This window comes from Streptomyces sp. NPDC059788, from assembly GCF_042732265.1.
Taxonomy (GTDB): domain Bacteria; phylum Actinomycetota; class Actinomycetes; order Streptomycetales; family Streptomycetaceae; genus Streptomyces.
The window spans coordinates 1-18,014 of record NZ_JBHWHY010000081.1 but is presented as its reverse complement, the minus strand read 5'-3'; the positions used below and the strand labels follow the sequence as shown (position 1 = coordinate 18,014).

The window sequence follows — 18,014 nt, the reverse complement described above, 5'->3', positions numbered from 1 at the left end:
GCCCGGGACCCCAAGGCCGACGCGACGGCGCCGTGCCGGGCGGAACGCCCCGGCTCCCACGGCGCCCCGCCCGCCCCGCTCCCGTAACGAGGAGACCCCGGGTCCCGTCACTCCCAACCCGCCGCCACCGGCGCGGCGGTCCACTCGACGGGCCAGGCGTGCACCGGCTCACCCGAGTGCATCAGCTCGCTGTACCGCTGGGTCATCGCCGCCAGCGCCGCGCCACGGTCCAGGCCGCGGCCGAGCGCGTGATGGTACGCGGCGGCCTGCCAGGACGCCCCGTTGACGCGGCGTCGGCAGCGTTCCTCGATGACGCCGAGGTAATGGTCCCGGTCGGCCGGCGCGACACCCCAGGCGTCCAGGCCGGCGGCGGCCATCGGCAGCAGTTCCTGGCGTACCAGGCGCACGGCGGGGATCTCGGCGAGGCCGCCGGAACGGCCGGCCCGCGGCCACTTCAGTACGGCGTCGATCCCCCGGCGGCACGCGGTGTCGAAGTTCCCGGCCGCGGCGGCGAACGGCATCCGCGTCCACACCGGCCGCGGCTCCTCGGCCAGCGTCCGCACGAGTCCGTAGTAGAAGGCCGTGTTGGCGATGACGTCGGTGACGGTCGGACCGGCGGGCAGGACCCGGTTCTCGACCCTGAGGTGCGGAACGCCGTCGGCGACGCCGTACACGGGGCGGTTCCAGCGGTAGACGGTGCCGTTGTGCAGCACCAGCTCCGCCAGGCTCGGGATGCCGCCGTCGTCCAGGACGGACAGGGGCTCCTCGTCGGAGTGGATGGGCAGCAGCGGCGGGAAGAACCGCAGGTTCTCCTCGAAGAGGTCGTACGGGTCGTCGATCCAGCGCTCTCCGAACCAGGTGCGCGGCCGTACCCCCTGGGCGCGCAGCTCCGGCGGCCGTACGTCGGTGGCCTGCTGGAACACCGGCGGGCGGGACTCGCGCCACAGTTCGCGGCCGAAGAGGAACGGCGAGTTGGCGCCGACCGCGATCTGTACGGCGGCGATGGCCTGGGCCGCGTTCCAGACGGCGGGGAAGCGGTTCGGGGTGACCTGGAGGTGCAGCTGGACGGAGGTGCACGCGGCCTCGGGCGCGATGGAGGCGGAGGAGGAGACCAGCCGCTCGACGCCCTCCAGGTCGATCTGGAAGTCCTCGCCGCGCGCGGCCCGCATCTGGTCGTTGAGCAGGACGTAACGGTCGATCTCCGAGAGGTTGGAGGCGACCAGGTCCTCGGCGGCCAGCGTGGGCAGAATTCCGATCATCACGATGCGGGCGGACACCTCGGCCGCTTTGCGGTCGGCATAGGCCAGACCCGTGCGCAGTTCCTCGGCGAGCTGGTCGAGGACACGCCCGGACAGCCGGTGCGGAAGGATATTGACTTCCAGGTTGCATTGAGCCAGTTCGGTCTGGAAATCACGGCTCGCGATGCGCTCCAGGACCTGTGAGTTCATCATTCTCGGCATACCGTCCGGCCCCGCGAGATTCAATTCGATCTCAAGCCCCATCAGGTTCTTCGGACGGTCGAACCGCTTGTCCGCCAGGAGCCTCCGCAATCCCGTCAGACACTCGTGCAGCTTTCTTCTGTAGCGTTGCCGGTCGGTGAGCCCGACACCGCCCGCCGCGACCTTCTCCCCCATCGAAGCGTCCCTCCTCGTGACGACGGGCCCGGTGCGGCGGGCCGCCCGGGATCTTCCGGCAGTGCCCGGGGCTGCCGGGCTCCCCGACGGCGCCAGGCGATCGCGCTACGGTCGATGATGCCCGGCAATCCGATCGTCAACGCCTCGGACATGCGCCTGAACCGGTAGGCTCCGGGAGACGTACGGGCTGGCACATTCCGAGGGCATACCGTCGGGTCCGGAGATCAGCTCATTACGTCGTGGTAAACGGCGTCGAGATCCGGAAAAAGACCGTCCGGATCCGGCCTACCGTGTTCACGGCGAAATACGAGGCCGCCGCGCCGGGGTGCCGCGCAAAGGTGCCGAAAACACCTTGCGGGCCGGTCCGGATATCGCCTTGTCGGCAATCCCCGGAGCGGCTAGCCGAAACACCTGGTGAACACACGTCGTATAAACTTCGCTGACGAGGCAGAGAGTTGGCGCCCAGCGTCGCGGTGTTCCACCGGGGCTGTGGCAATGCGGCTGACCCCCGCCGGGCCGACATCCCCGGTCGGCCATGTACCGGCGCTCTGACCCCGCACGCTGACGACGTCGTCCGCACCTTGCCCAGCACCACCGTGTCTCCCAAGTGAGAGGCGACCCACCATGCCGCTGCATGTCCCCCCTGCCCCCGCGCCCGCCCTCCGCAGCGTCCTCGCCGCCCTCGGTTCCCCCACCGCCGTGCGCGAGGCCCGCACCCCCGCCCTCCGTGTCCACCAGGGGCCGCTCACCCCCGAACTCCCCCTGCCCGTCCACGTGTTGGACGATGTCAGCCATCCTGCCGGACCGCCCCGCACCCGGCTGGCCGGCTGGCGCTTCCTGATCCGCGGCGGCGAACGGGCCGTGGCGACAGCGGAAGCGATGCTCACTGCGGACGGCTGGACCTTCTCGCATTTCTGCGAGGGCCCCTACGTCACGTCGACCGAACGGGCACTGCGCCAGGCGGAGTCCGTACCGACGCCGTACCAGCCACGCCTGCTGTCCGTGCCGGAGCTGTACATGCTCACCCTGTGGCTGCACCACGACATCACCGCCGACGGCTCCGAGGGCGTGCCCGCTCCGGGTGACGTGCTCGTACCGCTGGCCCCGGCCCCGCCGGGCATCGCCGCCCATCGCCCGCACCGGGTGGCGGACCTGCTGCCGCGGCTGACCCTGCGTCTCGCACCGGCCCCCCTCATGGGGACACCGGCCTAGGACCCGGCAGGGGGTTCTCCGCGGCTATCGGCCGAGGCGGTACGACACAACCGCGCACAGGAGCACACCGTCCCACAGGAACGCGCCCCGCGCCCTTCACGGTCGCGGGGCGCTCCGCTGCGCTCACCCGCGCGGAGTACGCATCGGTCCTGCTCCCAACGCCCTTCGGACGCCACGCACTTGAAATGAACCGACCGCACGGGTGATGCGTCATTATCTAGTGAGTGCCGCTGCAGCCAAATCCCTGCGGAATCCGGCCCGTGGGGCAACACTGGTATCGACCTACTGAAACGGGGGAGCGGCCATGAGCATCTCGTCGAGCCGCAGGACGAATCAGACCACATCGCAGCGAAAGACTTCATCCATGTGCCAGCATCAACCGCCGTGCCCGACCGCAGACTCCGCCGACCGGGAGGCCGCCCACCTGGTGGCGCACCACCCGGAGCAGGGCTGGAGCCTGCTGTGCAACGGTGTCCTCCTGTTCGAGGACACCGGTGAACTGCTCCCGGACGGCCAGGTCATCGCGCCGCACCGGGTCCTGGGCACGCCGCACGTGGCCACCGCCGCCTGATCACCTCGGCGCACGGAACCACGCACGACCGCACAGCACGGCACAGCACACAGAACAACAGAGCACAACAGACAACAGGGCCCCCGGCGTCGACGCCGAGGGCCCTTCGCGTGCGCGCGAGCGCCGCGGTGGATCAGTCGTCGTACTCCTCCAGCGGCGGGCAGGAGCAGACAAGGTTGCGGTCACCGAACGCACCGTCGATACGGCGCACCGGCGGCCAGTACTTCTCCGCCGCCTCGACGCCGGCCGGGAAGACCGCCTCCTCACGGGTGTACGGGTGCGTCCACTCGCCGCCGAGCGCCGCCGCGGTGTGCGGTGCGTTGCGCAGCGGGTTGTCGTCCTTGTCCCACTCCCCCGAGCCGACCTTGTCGATCTCCGCGCGGATCGCGATCATCGCGTCGCAGAACCGGTCGAGTTCGTGCAGGTCCTCGCTCTCGGTCGGCTCGATCATCAGCGTGCCGGCCACCGGGAACGACATCGTCGGCGCGTGGAAGCCGTAGTCGATCAGCCGCTTGGCGACGTCGTCGATGCTCACACCGGTCGCCTTGGTCAGCGGCCGTACGTCGATGATGCACTCGTGCGCGACCAGGCCGCCGGGGCCGGTGTAGAGCACGGGGTAGTGCGGCTCCAGACGCTTGGCGATGTAGTTGGCGCCGAGCACCGCGACCTGGGTGGCGCGCGTCAGGCCCGCGCCGCCCATCAGCCGGACGTACGCCCAGGAGATGGGGAGGATGCCCGCGGAACCCCACGGCGCGGCGGAGATGGGCCCCACACCCGTCTCCGGGCCCGCGGTGGGCTGCAGCGGGTGGTTGGGCAGGTACGGCGCCAGGTGGGCGCGTACGCCGACCGGGCCGACGCCGGGGCCGCCGCCGCCGTGCGGGATACAGAAGGTCTTGTGCAGGTTCAGGTGCGAGACGTCGCCGCCGAACTTGCCGGGCTCGGCGAGCCCGACCAGCGCGTTGAGGTTGGCGCCGTCCACGTACACCTGGCCGCCCGCGTCGTGCACGGCGGCGCAGATCTGCGTGATGTGCTCCTCGAACACGCCGTGCGTGGACGGGTAGGTCACCATCAGCACCGCGAGCTGGTCCCGGTACTGCTCGATCTTGGCGTGCAGGTCGTCGGTGTCGACCTCGCCGTCCTCGCCGGTCTTGACGACGACGACCTTCATGCCGGCCATCACGGCGCTGGCGGCGTTGGTGCCGTGCGCCGAGGACGGGATCAGGCAGACGGTGCGCTGCTCGTCCCCGTTGGCGCGGTGGTACGCCCGTACGGCCAGCAGGCCCGCCAGTTCGCCCTGCGATCCGGCGTTCGGCTGGATGGAGACCTTGTCGTAGCCGGTGACCGTGGCCAGCCGCTCCTCCAGCTCCGTGATGAGCGTCAGGTAGCCCTGCGCCTGCTCGACCGGCGCGAAGGGGTGCAGCTGTCCGAACTCGGGCCAGGTGACCGGCTCCATCTCGGTGGTCGCGTTCAGCTTCATCGTGCAGGAGCCGAGCGGGATCATGCCGCGGTCCAGCGCGTAGTCCTTGTCCGACAGGCGGCGCAGGTAGCGCAGCATCGCGGTCTCGGAACGGTGCTGGTGGAAGACCGGGTGCGTCAGGTACGCGTCGCCGCGCAGCAGCTCCGCGGGCAGCGCGTCGGCCACGTCGGCGTCGAGCTGCTCGATGTCGGCCCGGACACCGAAGGCGCTCCACACCGCGTGCACCTGCGCGCGTCCGGTGGTCTCGTCACAGGCGACGCCCACCAGGTCCGCGTCGACCAGCCGCAGGTTGACCCCGCCCTCGCGGGCCGCGGCGACGGCCTCCGCGGCCCGGCCCGGCACCCGTACGGTCAGCGTGTCGAAGTACCCGCCGTGCACGACCTCCACGCCGCCGGCGCGCAGGCCCTCTGCCAATATGGAGGCGTAGCGGTGCGTACGGCGCGCGATGGCCGCGAGCCCGTCCGGCCCGTGGTAGACGGCGTACATGCCCGCCATCACGGCGAGCAGCACCTGCGCGGTGCAGATGTTGCTGGTGGCCTTCTCGCGGCGGATGTGCTGCTCACGCGTCTGGAGGGCGAGGCGGTAGGCCTTGTTGCCGTCGGCGTCCACGGAGACGCCCACCAGGCGGCCGGGCAGGCTGCGGGCGAACTTCTCGCGTACGGCCATGAACCCGGCGTGCGGACCGCCGAAGCCCATCGGCACACCGAACCGCTGGGTGGTGCCGACGGCGATGTCCGCGCCCAGCTCGCCCGGCGAGGTCAGCAGCGTCAGTGCGAGCAGGTCGGCGGCGACGGTCACGATCGCGCCCAGCTCGTGCGCCTGCCCGATGAGGGCACGCGGGTCCCGTACGGCACCGGACGCACCCGGGTACTGGAGCAGCACGCCGAAGACACCGCGCTCGGCGACCTCCGCCGGGATGCCCTCGGACAGGTCGGCCACCACGACCTCGACGCCGGTCGGCTCGGCGCGGGTCTCGATCACGGCGACGGTCTGCGGCAGGCAGTCGGCGTCGACCAGGAAGACGCCCTGCTTGACCTTGCCCACGCGCCGCGCGAGGGACATCGCCTCGGCGGCGGCCGTGCCCTCGTCCAGCAGCGAGGCACCGGAGGTCGGCAGGCCGGTCAGGTCGGCGACCATGGTCTGGAAGTTGAGGAGCGCTTCGAGGCGGCCCTGGGAGATCTCCGGCTGGTACGGGGTGTAGGCGGTGTACCAGGCGGGGTTCTCCATCACGTTGCGCAGGATCACCGGCGGGGTGAACGTGCCGTGGTAGCCGAGCCCGATCATCGGGGCGAGCACCTGGTTGCGGTCCGCGAGCGCGCGCAGCTCGGCCAGCACCTCGGCCTCGGTACGGCCCTGGGGCAGCCCCAGCGCCTCCGCGCTCTTGATCACGTCCGGGACGGCGGCCGCGGTCAGTTCGTCCAGCGATCCGAACCCGACCTGCGCGAGCATCTTGGCCTGGGCCTCCGGGCCGGGCCCGATGTGCCGCTGCTCGAACGGGGTACCTCGTTCCAGCTCGGTCAGCGGGATGCGGTTGGTGGTCATCTGCGGGGGCCTCCTGGTCGTTTCGACCTACGCGGGGCACCACGGCGCTGGTGCCCGGACGGCCTCCCCCTCTGTCATCTCAACCTGAGAGCTTCACCGGTCCCGCACGCGGTACCGGCTTTCACCGTCGGTGAGGAGGGGTTCCGGCGCTGTGCCCGTCCGTGGCCCGCCCTGCTTTCCAGAGTGACCTCGTCCATGCGGTACGTGTGCCTGAGAGATTCCGGGGAGGAGTTGCTCCTTCGGCGCCCCCGCCATGATCGACAAGGGACTCTCCCGCATGGGGTCTGCAGCCGTTCGCCAGCCTACCAGCGCGGCGAACGGACGTTCCTTCGAGTGGCCGGGGCATGAAATGTGCCGTTTGGTAGTTGTCACAAGGCAGTTGCGACCACTTGGAGGGACCGTGCAGACCGATATCGATCCCCGCAGCTTGATCGGCCGCAAGGCGTTCGACAAGAACGGAACCAAGATCGGCACCGTCGACGAGGTGTACCTGGACGACGCGACCGGCGAACCGGAATGGGCGGCCGTACGCACCGGGATCTTCAGCCGGGACGCGTTCGTGCCCCTGGAGCCCAGCGACCTGGTCGACGAGGCACTGCACGTCCCCTACGACCGCAAGCTGATCAGGGACGCGCCGGACTTCGGGGTGGGCCGCCACCTCTCGCCGGAGCAGGAACTACAGCTCTACCACCACTACCGGCTGGACATCCCGGCCCCCGATCCCGTGCCCGGCTCGGACTCCGCGCCGGCCGACACCGAGTTCGGGCGGGTGGCCGGCGTGGAGGACTGAGGGGCGGACGCGGGGTCGGCACGCCCGCCCGGTTCCCCCGGCGGGCGGCTGCCGGACCCCTCGGCCCGGCCGCCGTGCGGCTCCCCGCCCGCGCGGCCGGCGGGAGCGCCGGGCCACCCGTCCGGCGGCCCGCCCACCAGCGGCAACGGCTCACCGGGCCGCAGCGCCGGATCGTCCACGGGAAACGTGCGCACCCGGCCGGGCCCGGACCACGGCTGCTCGAACCGTACGGTCACCCGGCCCACGCCGCTGCCCTGCACCCACCCGGCTCCGTGTTCGTCATGCACCACGTCGAGCCCGGGGAGCCAGCGCCGGGGGCGCTCCGGCCCGGGCTCCGCCACGGCCTGCCGCGCCGCCTCGTCGACCGCCCGGCGCTCCCGCTCGGCCTCCTCCTCGGCCGCCTTCTCCGTCGCCAGCTGGGCGAACAAATCCTCCTGCGTGAAGTCCGCGAGGCCGGACACGCCGACGCCCAGCAGCCGCACACCGCCCGTGGTGTCCACCAGGTCCAGCAGCCGGGCCGCCGCCTCCCGCACCACCCCGGGGTCGTCCGTGGGCCCGCGCAGCGTCTCCGACCTCGTCAGCGTCGAGAAGTCGTAGTTCCGCACCTTGATCACGACGGTCCTGCCGGAACGCCCGGCCGCCCGCAGCCGCTGCACACACCGGTCCGCCAGCCGCGTCAGCTCGGCCCGCACCCGCGTCCGGTCGGTCAGGTCCACGTCGAAGGTGTCCTCGACCGATATGGACTTCGCGTCCCGCTCGGCCACCACGGGCCGCTCGTCACGGCCCAGCGCCATCGCGTACAGCCCGGCGCCGTGCGCCCTGCCCAGGAGGCGGACGAGCTCGGACTCGCCCGCCTCGGCCGTCTCGGCGACCGTGTGGATGCCCGAGCGGCGCAGCGTCTCCGCCGTGGCCGGGCCGACGCCGGGCAGCGTACGCACCGTCATCGGGCCGAGCAGCTCGCGCTCCGTGCCCGGCTCGATGACCACGAGGCCGTCCGGCTTGGCCTGTTCGGACGCGATCTTGGCCAGCATCTTCGCCCCGGCCAGCCCCACCGACCCGGTCAGGCCCGTCCTGCGCCTGATGTCGCGCCGCAGCCGCTCCCCCACCGCTCGCGCGGCCGCCGCGTCCGCCGCGACGCCGCCCGCCTCCAGGTCCACGAACGCCTCGTCCAGGCTGAGCGGCTCCACCAGCGGGGACAGCTCGTGGAGCAGCTCCATGACCTGGTCGCTGACCCGGCGGTACAGGGTGAAGCGCGGCGTCAGATAAGCCGCGTTCGGGCAGAGGCGGCGGGCCTGGGCCGTCGGCATGGCGGAGCGCACGCCGAAGACACGGGCCTCGTACGACGCCGTGGAGACCACGCCGCGCGGGCCGATCCCGCCGACCACCACGGGCTTTTCGCGCAGGCTCGGCTTGGCCGCCTGCTCGGCGGACGCATAGAACGCATCCATGTCCAGATGCAGGATCGTCGGGGCACGTCTCACATGACCGATGCTCCCCCACACCACTGACAATCGCGCCGACCGGTCACCGGCGGGCCGCCGCGTCCCGCCCCGGCCTGCCCCTGGCCGGCGCACGCCGGGCCGCGGGCGCGCGGAGCGCCGGAAGGGGCTGTACGAGGCTTCCGGGGCCTTCTGCGGCGTGAGACGCGTCCTGTGCGCTCCAGGGACGCCGCGGGCCTCAGGAGACGCCAGGAAGGGCCACAGGAGGTTCAGGGGCCGCAGGCGGCCGCCGTGACGGGCGTACGGGAGGCCACGGCGCCCGCCGCGGCCGATGACGAACGACGGGCGGGGGCGGCAGCGACACCTGGGCCGCGCCCCGCCGGTCCGTACGGCGGCTCAGCCCGCCCGGTTGCGGCGCCGCGCCAGCTCGTCGTGCGGGTTGTGCCGGACCAGTGTCTCCCCGGTGTCCACGCGCTCTCCGTGGAGCTGCGACAACGCGCCCTCCACGTCACGCCACACCACACCCACCGCGATGCCGAAGACGCCCTGCCCGCCCTGGAGCAGGTCGACGACCTCGTCGGGCGAGGTGCACTCGTAGACCGTCGCGCCGTCACTCATCAGCGTCATTCTCGCCAGGTCGGACAGCCCGCGGGAGCGCAGGTGCCGGACGGCGGTGCGGATGTTCTGGAGGGAGACCCCGGTGTCCAGCAGCCGCTTGACGATCTTCAGGACGACGACGTCCCGGAAGTTGTAGAGCCGCTGAGTGCCCGACCCGTAGGCGGGCCGTACGCTCGGTTCGACCAGCCCCGTACGGGCCCAGTAGTCGAGCTGGCGGTAGGTGATCCCCGCGGCCGCGCACGCCGTCGGGCCGCGGTAGCCGATGGTTTCCGCTCCGCGGTCCCCCGGCACCTCGGCAGCCTGTGCCGGGGTGCGGTCGACCGCCCCGGGGTGGAGCGGCAACGCCCCTTCCGCTGCCGTACCGTCGCCGGTGATTGCCACGCCGACCTCCGTCCTCCACGTCCCGGACGGGACCTGCCATATCGACGGTATGCAGTCACTCGGGGTGCGTCAACGATCGCCGCGCTCGCCACGCCGAGTGATAATCACCCTGCGAGTGGTTTCTCGTGCCCCCGCACGGGGAAAGGCTACTCGAATGCGCGGAAGGCGACCCTCCGCGCACCCGGCTCACTGGCTGTTGGTGCCGAAGTCCTCGGGCGAGATCTGGTCGAGGAACTCGCGGAACTTCTCCACCTCGTCCTCCTGCTCGTCCGGGATGGCGATGCCCGCGTCGTCGAGGACCCCGTCGGTGCCGTAGATCGGCGTACCGGTGCGCAACGCCAGCGCTATGGCGTCGGACGGACGGGCACTGACCTCGACACCACTGGCGAAGACCAGTTCGGCATAGAAGACCCCCTCGCGCAGGTCCGTGATGCGGACCTGGGTCAGTTCCTGGCCCACCGCTTCCAGCACGTCCTTGAACAGGTCGTGCGTCAGCGGCCTGGCAGGGGCCATCCCCTGCTGGGCAAAGGCGATGGCGGTGGCCTCCCCCGGCCCGATCCAAATGGGCAGGTAACGGTCGCCTCCTACTTCCCGTAGGAGCACGATCGGTTGGTTGGAAGGCATTTCCACCCGGACACCCACGACATCGAGCTCGTTCACACAGCAACCCTAGGACGTGCCCGGCCGGTTTGGGTAGTCGGGCCACCCATTGCTCACGTCGGCCGGACCCGCAGGGCCGCCTGGACGAGCGCGGCGTGCAGCCGTACGGACAGCGTGGCCAGCTCTCTGGCCGTGGCCTCGGCATGGTGCCTGGTCTGCGGATTGCGGTGCCGGCGCAGCGGCGCCACCACCTGCTCGACGAGGTTGGCCTCCCGCTCGGCGGCCGCCTTCACCGCCCGCAGATGGCGGGGTTCGAGCCCGAATCGCCCCAGTTCGGCCACCAGCTTGGCGACCGTCACGGCCTCGATGTCGTACCCGCCCTCGGCGTCCGGTGCGATGAGCCCGTACGCCTCCCAGTCGGCGAGCTCGGCCTCCTCGACCTCCGCGGCGGCCAGCAGCTCCGCCCGGCCGATGCGGGCGGCCGTGGGCTGCTCACCGGCCGACTCGCCCAGGCCCTCGAACAGCTCCCCGGCGGGCGCGGCGGGGGACGGCAGCTGCACCTGTTCGCCGCGCGCGAGGGCGTCGAGATGCTCGCGGATCACTTTCAGCGGAAGATAGTGGTCACGCTGCATCCGCAGGACGGCCGCCAGGCGGGCGACGTCGTCCGCGCTGAACTTGCGGTACCCGGACGGCGTGCGCCGGGGCTCGACGAGCCCCTCGGCCTCCAAGAAACGGATCTTGGAGATGGTGACCTCGGGGAACTCGTCGCGCAGCGCGTTGAGCACCGTGCCGATGCTCATCAGCTTGCCGTCCGAGGTGGTGCCGGCGGACCCGGCACCACCCGGCGCAGTGCTGTGCATATACCTTCCCTGGCCGGTCAGAAGCCGACGCCCCGCTGGCTCGCGTAGAAGACCAGCCGGAACTTGCCGATCTGCACCTCGTCACCGTTGGCGAGGAGGACCGAGTCGATCCGCTCACGGTTGACGTACGTGCCGTTCAGACTGCCGACGTCGGCGACCGAGAAGCCGCCGTCCTGGCCGCGGCGGAACTCCACGTGGCGGCGCGAGACCGTCACGTCGTCCAGGAAGATGTCGCTCTGCGGATGCCGCCCGGCCGTCGTCAGGTCGCCGTCCAGCAGGAAGCGGCTGCCCGAGTTCGGGCCACGGCGCACGACCAGCAGGGCCGATCCCATGGGCAGCGCCTCGACGGCGGCCTGCGCCTCGGGGGACAGCGACGGGATCGGCGTCTGCCCCGTCGTCTCCGCGTCGTACGCCTCCAGACCGGAGATGGAGATGGTCGAGGTCGTCTCGGAAGCACGCTCGGCCTGCGCGCCGGGGCGCAGCGGTGCTCCGCAGTTCGAGCAGAACCGGCTCGCCTCGGCGTTCCGGTGACCGCACCTCGTACAGACCGGCAAGGCAACCCCTCCACCCGTGCTCGCGGCCGACGGTCCCTGGGAACCTATGCGGCCGGGCACGGAGGGGTCAACAGAATGGGCGCCCGGCGCCCCGGGGGCGCCGACCTGGTCACGGAAGAGCGGACGCTCCTCACCGGCGCCGCCCTCCTCGGGCTGGCGCGGGGCACGGTGCTTCGCCGAGCCGCTGCCGCCCTCCTGGCGTGCGCTCTTGCCGAACAGCTTTGCAAACAACTTCACGGGCGATTCCCCTTGAACGAAACAGACCCGCCCGTGGGGCAGGACGAACCCTCGATGCACACACCGGCCGATCCGGACATCCAGTGAACGTCCGTGGCCTTCACACAGTTTCCACCACGCACCACCCGTACGGTGCGCCGACCCCCCGCTACCTCATGCCCGACCCGGGCCGTCCCCATACGTGGCCGGCTCACCGCGATGACGACCGAGCGTAGTCAGGCCGCTTCGCCGCCCGCAAGGCGTCCACGATGATCTTCTCGTCACGGCTCACAGACACAGTGGCCTGCTCCTTTTCCAAAGTCTGCACCACACCACCAGGGATGTTCAGCGCCGGTTCCAGGTCCTGGGGCTTGCCGATCACCCTGAAACGGTACGGCTGGGTGACCCGTTTGCCGTCGACCTGCACGCCGCCGCGGACATCCGAGAGATACGAATCGGCCACGATCCGTACATCGTTGATCTGGATGGCCTCGGCGCCGGCCGCCCGCAACTCCTGAACGGTGTCCAGGAGTTTGTCCGCCTCGACGGAGTGCGTCGGATCGTTGATGGTGAGGTTGATGCCCGGCCCCTGGGCCGCCACCGTCCCCGCCAGCACGCCGAGCTGCTGCTCCTTCTCCACGGTCTGCTTCCGGGCCTCCTCCGCCTGGTCCGAGCTGTTCTCCAGCTCGGTCTTCTGGCCCTCCAGCCTGCGCTGTTCATCCGTCAGGCGTTGCGAACGGTTGTCCAATTCATCCAGGATGCGCACCAGATCCTCCTGCCTCGCACCCCGTAGTGCACTGCTGTCACTCGTGGAACGTACCTGAATTGCCAGGCCGAGGCCGAGAATGAACAGCAGCAGAGCAACGATCAGTTGGGCGCGGGTCAGCCGGGGCGGCCACAGACCGGCCACCAGACGCTGCCGTCCGGTCACCTCGGGCCCGGCCGCGGCAGGCTCCCCGGCGCCTTCCGAGCCCGCCGCCGGTGCCTCCTCCGCGGCGTGTCCCCCGCCCGGACGCCGGGCGTCCGAACGGCTCTCCGGGGGCATCGGCCGCCGGTCGGACGGCCGGTCCGCCGCCCCCGGCTCCTCCGCACGCGGCACGCCGGACTCCTTCGGCCGCGTCGCGCCGGGCTCCTCCGGGGCCCGGCCCGCCTCCGGGGCCGTCCCGTCCCGCTCGGGGTTCTCGTCCGTAGCCATCGGCATCAGGCCCTGAAGACGTGCCGGCGGATGGCCGCGGCGTTGGAGAAGATGCGGATGCCCAGTACGACGACCACACCGGTGGACAGTTGGGCGCCGACGCCGAGCTTGTCGCCGAGGAAGACGATGAGCGCGGCGACCACCACGTTGGACAGGAACGAGACGACGAAGACCTTGTCGTCGAAGATGCCGTCCAGCATCGCGCGCAGACCGCCGAAGACGGCGTCCAGCGCCGCGACGACAGCGATCGGCAGGTAGGGCTCGACCACCGTCGGCACCACGGGTCGGACCACAAGCCCGACCACGACTCCCACGATGAGGCCCAGTACGGCGATCACGATGTGCCCTTCCCTGTGTCGGCGCCGCCCGCGGCACCGGCCTTCGGCTGTGCTGTACGTACGATCAAACTGGGCGCGGGCGGCAGCGTGACCTCGTTCTCCGCGGAAATCTTCGTACGAATCCCGTAGTTCTTGCGCAGGACGTCCAAGTACTGACCGTCCGCACTGTCCTGGAACGCGGTCGCGAGCTTGTGCCCGTCCCCCACCGCCAGCACCGTGTACGGCGGCACCAGCGGCTTGTTGTCGACCAGTATGGCGTCTCCCGCGGCTCTGATCGCCGAGAGGGACGTGAGCCGCTGCCCGTTGACGGAGACCGCTTCGGCGCCCGACGACCAGAGGCCGTTGACGACCCGCTGCAGATCGCGGTCGCGCAGCCGCCCGGTGTCCGAGAACCCACTGCTCTCCCGCGGACCGCCGCCACTGGACTGCGCGGACTTCGCGTCGTCGACGACGAGCCGCACCCCGGGCCCGGACACCTGCGTCGAGCCGGCCAGCAGCGCCAGCAGCTCGGCCTTGTCACCGCCGTGCTTCTTCAACGCCTCACGCTGCATGGCACCCACGTCGTCGCGCAGCGCGTCGACACGCTTTTGCACCGCGTCGGCGTCGGCCGTGCCGTGCTCGATGCGGTTGATGAGCTCCTCGCGCTCCTTCGCCAGGGTGGGTGCCGATATCCGCGCCTGGGCGGCGCCCACGGTCACCACGACCGCGGCGAGCACCAGGCCCGCCGCCAGCCCCAACTTCGCCCGCAGGGTACGGGGAAGCCCCCGCACCCCCGCCTCCGCCTTGCGCGCGGCCGACTCCGCGTACCCGTCGTCCAGGGCGTGGTCCATGACGTTGGTCAGCAGCGACATCGAGGCGTCGGGGCGCGAGGCCTGGTGAGGGGTGCTCCGATCGGGGCGCTGCTGCGACATGCCGCACATCGTCGCACGTCGGCGCCGTAGTCACCCAATGGCCCCACCGGCGTGCCGAATCGCGGCACGCCGGTGGCGCCACCGGCTCACACGGACACCGGCAGACCCGCCGGGCGGTCAGCGGCCCGCGCTGTCCACCACCGCCGACCACTCGTCCAGCAGCTGCTGCGCCGAGGCGTCGTCCGGGCCCTCCGCCCACAGATGGGTGACGGCCTCCGCCGGGTCGGGCAGCACCAGCACCCACCGGCCGTCGGTCTCCACCACCCGTACGCCGTCGGTCGTGTCCACCGACCGGTCGCCGGCGGCTTCCACCACATGGCGCATGACCAGGCCCTTGACCGCCCACGGCGTCGCCAGGTCCCGCTTGAGCACATGGGCCCGCGGAATCCGCGCGTCGATCTGGCTGAGCGTGAGCTGCGTACGGGCCACCAGCCCGATCAGCCGCACGAACGCCGCCGAGCCGTCGAAGACGCTGCTGAACTCCGGAACGATGAAGCCGCCGCGGCCGTCACCGCCGAAGATGGTGTCGTCCGCGCGCCCCACCCGGGTCAGGTCGTCGGGCGAGGTCGTCGTCCACTCCACCTGCGTACCGTGGTACGCGGCCACCTGCTCCGCGATACGGGTCGTGGTCACCGGCAGCGCCACCCGTCCGCTGCGCCGCTCGGCGGCCACCAGGTCCAGCATGACCAGCAGCGCCCGGTCGTCCTCGATGATCCGGCCGCGCTCGTCCACCAGCGACAGGCGCTCGCCGACCGGGTCGAAGCGCACCCCGAAGGCCGCCCGCGCGGACGCGACGATCTCCCCGAGCCGGACCAGCCCGGAGCGCCTGGCGTCGGCGGTCTCCGTCGGCCGGGACTCGTCCAGGCCGGGGTTGATGGTCAGCGAGTCGACACCGAGCCGCCCGAGGAGGCTGGGCAGCACCAGGCCGGCACTGCCGTTGGAGGCGTCGACGACGACCTTCAGGCCCGAATCGCCGATGCCCTCGGTGTCCAGCGAGCGGAGCAGCGACCCGGTGTAGGAGTCGTAGACGCTGGACGGGAAGTGCAGGTCCCCGATCTCTCCGGGGAAGGCCCTGCGGTACTCCTGGCGCGCGTAGACCCGGTCCAGTTTGCGCTGGCCCGCCAGGGAGAGGTCCGCGCCGCGCTCGTCGAGGAACATGATGTCGACGGAGTCCGGTACGCCGGGTGTCGTACGGACCATGATGCCGCCGGCGCTGCCCCGGGCCGTCTGCTGCCGCGCGACCGGCAGCGGCACGTTCTCCACGTCCCGTACGTCGATGGCGCTGGCCTGGAGCGCGGAGATCATCGCGCGCTTGAGGGCCCGGGCGCCGCGGGAGTGGTCCCGGGCGATGGTGACGGTGGAGCCCTTCTTCAGGGTCGTGGCATACGCGCCGGCGAGCCGTACCGCCACCTCGGGGGTGATCTCGACGTTCAGGATGCCGGAGACGCCGCGCGCGCCGAACAGGTGCGCCTGGCCGCGGGACTCCCAGATCACCGAGGTGTTGACGAAGGCACCGGCCTCGATGGTCTTGAACGGGTAGACCCGTACGTTGCCCTGAACAATCGATTCCTCACCGACGAGGCACTCGTCGCCGATGACCGCGCCGTCCTCGATCCGGGCCGCGCGCATGATGTCGGTGTTCTTCCCGATCACACAGCCGCGCAGGTTGCTCTGCTGCCCGATGTACACGTTGTCGTGGACCACGGCCTTGTGCAGGAAGGCACCGCTCTTGACGACGACGTTGGAGCCCACGACGGTGTGCTCGCGGATCTCGGCGCCGGCCTCGACCTTGGCGTAGTCGCCGATGTACAGCGGGCCGCGCAGCTCCGCGTCGGAACTGACCTCGGCGCCCTCGGCGACCCAGACGCCCGGGGAGATCTCGAAGCCGTCGATGTCGACGTCGACCTTGCCTTCGAGGACGTCGGCCTGGGCCTTCACATAGCTCTCGTGGGTGCCGACGTCTTCCCAGTAGCCCTCGGCGATATAGCCGTAGACGGGCTTGCCCTCCTTCATGAGCTGCGGGAAGACGTCACCCGACCAGTCCACCGGCACGTCGGGTTCCACGTAGTCGAAGACTTCGGGCTCCATGACGTAGATGCCCGTGTTCACCGTGTCGGAGAAGACCTGCCCCCAGGTGGGCTTCTCCAGGAAACGCTCGACCTTGCCTTCCTCGTCGACGATCGTGATGCCGAATTCCAGAGGATTGGGAACCCTCGTGAGGCAGACGGTGACGAGCGCGCCCTTCTCCTTGTGGAAACGGATCAGGTCGGAGAGATCGAAGTCGGTGAGCGCGTCTCCGGAGATCACGAGGAAAGCGTCGTCGCGGAGCGCCTCCTCGGCGTTCTTCACGCTGCCGGCCGTCCCCAGCGGCTTTTCCTCGTTGGCGTAGGTGAGCTCCATGTCGAGCTCTTCGCCGTCGCCGAAGTAGTTCCGGACGAGTGACGCCAGGAATTGCACGGTCACTACGGTTTCGCTGAGCCCATGCCGCTTCAACAGCCGCAGCACGTGCTCCATGATCGGCCTGTTGGCCACGGGCAGGAGCGGCTTGGGCATACTCGACGTCATGGGGCGAAGGCGAGTGCCTTCACCGCCGGCCATCACAACGGCCTTCATGTCGGAAGCGTCCTCCTCGAAACAGACGACGGTCCTGCCGACTTCACCCGTCCGGGAGAATTTCCGTTCTCCGCCCTGCGCGCCCGGTCGTGGCCGGTTTCGCGTACGGCGGGTTCAGTCGGCCTTGGTGTCCACCTTGATGATCCGGCGGACCTGGACCACATAGAGGATCCCTGCCCACCAGTACAGTGCTGTACCCCATCCGGCGAACGCCCATCCGAAAATCGCGGCGAGCGTGTGGAGCCAGCCTTCTCCGTCGCTGAGCAGCAGCAACGGGAACGCATACATCAAGTTGAATGTAGCCGCCTTCCCCAGGAAGTTCACCTGGGGAGGCCCGTAGTTGTGGCGGGCGAGGGCGGCGACCGCGATCAGCAGCATCAGCTCACGCGCCAGCAGGGCCGCGGTGACCCACAGCGGAAGGATTCCGCGCCAGGTCAGGCCGACGAGGGTGGAGAGGATGTACAGCCGGTCGGCGGCGGGGTCGAGGATGCGGCCGAGGCTGCTGATCTGGTTCCAGCGGCGGGCCAGCTTGCCGTCGAGGTAGTCGCTGACGCCGCTGAGCGCCAGGACGAGCAGCGCCCAGTACTTGGTGTCCGGGCCGCCGAACTCCTTCCACAGGATCAACCACAGGAACACCGGCACGCCGACGAGACGAGCCATGCTCAAAATGTTCGGGATGGTGAGGACACGATCCGTCTGGACGCGCGTCTCCTGGACCTCCACCCGGGGGCCTCCTGTGGGGAACGTACCGACGATGCCCCCTGACCTTACCTGGCCGCTACAGGCCGCCACACCGCGGGCCCCCTGTCCGGATACCACCCGATAACCGGCCAAAAATAGGACCGTCGGCGGGCCGGCCTCATGGGAAGGGCTATCGGGCCGGACCCGCCGGGGCGTCCGACGGCCCCACGGGCCACCCGGAGAACGCGAAAAGCCCCGCACCATACGGTGCGGGGCTTCCCACATTCAAAAATTGTTCGGCGGCGTCCTACTCTCCCACAGGGTCCCCCCTGCAGTACCATCGGCGCTGAAAGGCTTAGCTTCCGGGTTCGAAATGTAACCG

The 18,014-nt window shown here is 70.7% G+C and carries 15 protein-coding genes, 1 rRNA gene and 1 riboswitch; of the genes, 3 read left to right on the top strand and 13 right to left on the bottom strand.

Going from position 1 to position 18,014, the window contains the following annotated elements; genetic code table 11:
- Positions 1-107: 107 nt before the first annotated feature.
- Complete coding sequence (locus ACFV57_RS40615) at positions 108-1,634, bottom strand: glutamate-cysteine ligase family protein (RefSeq protein WP_385243643.1); 1,527 nt, start codon at positions 1,632-1,634, stop codon at positions 108-110.
- Between the two features lie 624 nt (positions 1,635-2,258).
- Between ACFV57_RS40615 and ACFV57_RS40610 the strand changes: the two genes are divergently transcribed.
- Together ACFV57_RS40610 and ACFV57_RS40605 are read left to right on the top strand one after the other, a co-directional pair.
- Positions 2,259-2,846, top strand: coding sequence for a hypothetical protein (locus ACFV57_RS40610; RefSeq protein ID WP_385243640.1), 588 nt, complete (start codon positions 2,259-2,261; stop codon positions 2,844-2,846).
- A gap of 364 nt (positions 2,847-3,210) precedes the next feature.
- Positions 3,211-3,417 (top strand): DUF5999 family protein, encoded by a 207-nt coding sequence (locus tag ACFV57_RS40605; RefSeq protein ID WP_030019934.1) that lies wholly within the window; start codon positions 3,211-3,213, stop codon positions 3,415-3,417.
- Between the two features lie 133 nt (positions 3,418-3,550).
- Here the strand turns inward: ACFV57_RS40605 and gcvP are convergent, their stop codons facing one another.
- Complete coding sequence (gene gcvP, locus ACFV57_RS40600; RefSeq protein ID WP_385243637.1) at positions 3,551-6,436, bottom strand: aminomethyl-transferring glycine dehydrogenase; 2,886 nt, start codon at positions 6,434-6,436, stop codon at positions 3,551-3,553.
- Between the two features lie 188 nt (positions 6,437-6,624).
- Positions 6,625-6,722: riboswitch (glycine riboswitch) on the bottom strand.
- Between the two features lie 114 nt (positions 6,723-6,836).
- On the opposite strand from gcvP, the gene ACFV57_RS40595 reads away from it, so the two are divergent.
- Positions 6,837-7,226, top strand: a complete 390-nt coding sequence (locus ACFV57_RS40595) for a PRC-barrel domain-containing protein (RefSeq protein ID WP_385243634.1) — start codon at positions 6,837-6,839, stop codon at positions 7,224-7,226.
- On the opposite strand, the gene ACFV57_RS40590 is transcribed toward ACFV57_RS40595, so the two are convergent.
- From ACFV57_RS40590 to rrf, 11 genes are all read right to left on the bottom strand, one after another.
- Complete coding sequence (locus ACFV57_RS40590; RefSeq protein ID WP_385243631.1) at positions 7,130-8,707, bottom strand: DNA polymerase IV; 1,578 nt, start codon at positions 8,705-8,707, stop codon at positions 7,130-7,132. The genes ACFV57_RS40595 and ACFV57_RS40590 overlap by 97 nt on opposite strands.
- A gap of 354 nt (positions 8,708-9,061) precedes the next feature.
- Entirely contained in the window at positions 9,062-9,664 is a 603-nt protein-coding gene (locus ACFV57_RS40585) for a MerR family transcriptional regulator (protein ID WP_031005217.1), read from the bottom strand.
- A 186-nt stretch (positions 9,665-9,850) separates the two neighbouring features.
- Positions 9,851-10,324 (bottom strand): bifunctional nuclease family protein, encoded by a 474-nt coding sequence (locus ACFV57_RS40580; protein WP_003984965.1) that lies wholly within the window; start codon positions 10,322-10,324, stop codon positions 9,851-9,853.
- A gap of 53 nt (positions 10,325-10,377) precedes the next feature.
- A complete protein-coding gene (locus ACFV57_RS40575) occupies positions 10,378-11,124 on the bottom strand; it encodes a MerR family transcriptional regulator (protein WP_385243627.1) in 747 nt (248 codons plus the stop codon).
- Between the two features lie 17 nt (positions 11,125-11,141).
- A complete protein-coding gene (locus tag ACFV57_RS40570; protein WP_385243675.1) occupies positions 11,142-11,957 on the bottom strand; it encodes an FHA domain-containing protein in 816 nt (271 codons plus the stop codon).
- Positions 11,958-12,105: 148 nt separating this feature from the next.
- Complete coding sequence (locus ACFV57_RS40565; RefSeq protein ID WP_385243624.1) at positions 12,106-13,089, bottom strand: DUF881 domain-containing protein; 984 nt, start codon at positions 13,087-13,089, stop codon at positions 12,106-12,108.
- A 5-nt stretch (positions 13,090-13,094) separates the two neighbouring features.
- Positions 13,095-13,427, bottom strand: coding sequence for a small basic family protein (locus ACFV57_RS40560; protein WP_003984969.1), 333 nt, complete (start codon positions 13,425-13,427; stop codon positions 13,095-13,097).
- Complete coding sequence (locus ACFV57_RS40555; protein ID WP_385243620.1) at positions 13,424-14,338, bottom strand: DUF881 domain-containing protein; 915 nt, start codon at positions 14,336-14,338, stop codon at positions 13,424-13,426. Before ACFV57_RS40555 ends, ACFV57_RS40560 begins: the two co-directional genes overlap by 4 nt.
- A gap of 117 nt (positions 14,339-14,455) precedes the next feature.
- Entirely contained in the window at positions 14,456-16,951 is a 2,496-nt protein-coding gene (locus ACFV57_RS40550) for a sugar phosphate nucleotidyltransferase (protein WP_385243617.1), read from the bottom strand.
- Between the two features lie 114 nt (positions 16,952-17,065).
- On the bottom strand, positions 17,066-17,674 hold the full coding sequence (locus tag ACFV57_RS40545; RefSeq protein ID WP_385243615.1) for a CDP-alcohol phosphatidyltransferase family protein: 609 nt from the start codon (positions 17,672-17,674) through the stop codon (positions 17,066-17,068).
- 252 nt (positions 17,675-17,926) lie between these two features.
- Positions 17,927-18,014 (bottom strand): 5S ribosomal RNA (rrf, locus tag ACFV57_RS40540); the annotation flags it as partial.

What these genes read in the sequence shown, in the direction of transcription:
- ACFV57_RS40615 (WP_385243643.1), bottom strand. Translation starts at nt 1,634, where the DNA reads ATGGGGGAGAAGGTCGCGGCGGGCGGTGTCGGGCTCACCGACCGGCAA.
- ACFV57_RS40605 (WP_030019934.1), top strand. Translation starts at nt 3,211, where the DNA reads ATGTGCCAGCATCAACCGCCGTGCCCGACCGCAGACTCCGCCGACCGG.
- ACFV57_RS40575 (WP_385243627.1), bottom strand. Translation starts at nt 11,124, where the DNA reads ATGCACAGCACTGCGCCGGGTGGTGCCGGGTCCGCCGGCACCACCTCG.
- ACFV57_RS40610 (WP_385243640.1), top strand. Translation starts at nt 2,259, where the DNA reads ATGCCGCTGCATGTCCCCCCTGCCCCCGCGCCCGCCCTCCGCAGCGTC.
- gcvP (WP_385243637.1), bottom strand. Translation starts at nt 6,436, where the DNA reads ATGACCACCAACCGCATCCCGCTGACCGAGCTGGAACGAGGTACCCCG.
- ACFV57_RS40555 (WP_385243620.1), bottom strand. Translation starts at nt 14,338, where the DNA reads ATGTCGCAGCAGCGCCCCGATCGGAGCACCCCTCACCAGGCCTCGCGC.
- ACFV57_RS40550 (WP_385243617.1), bottom strand. Translation starts at nt 16,951, where the DNA reads ATGAAGGCCGTTGTGATGGCCGGCGGTGAAGGCACTCGCCTTCGCCCC.
- ACFV57_RS40565 (WP_385243624.1), bottom strand. Translation starts at nt 13,089, where the DNA reads ATGGCTACGGACGAGAACCCCGAGCGGGACGGGACGGCCCCGGAGGCG.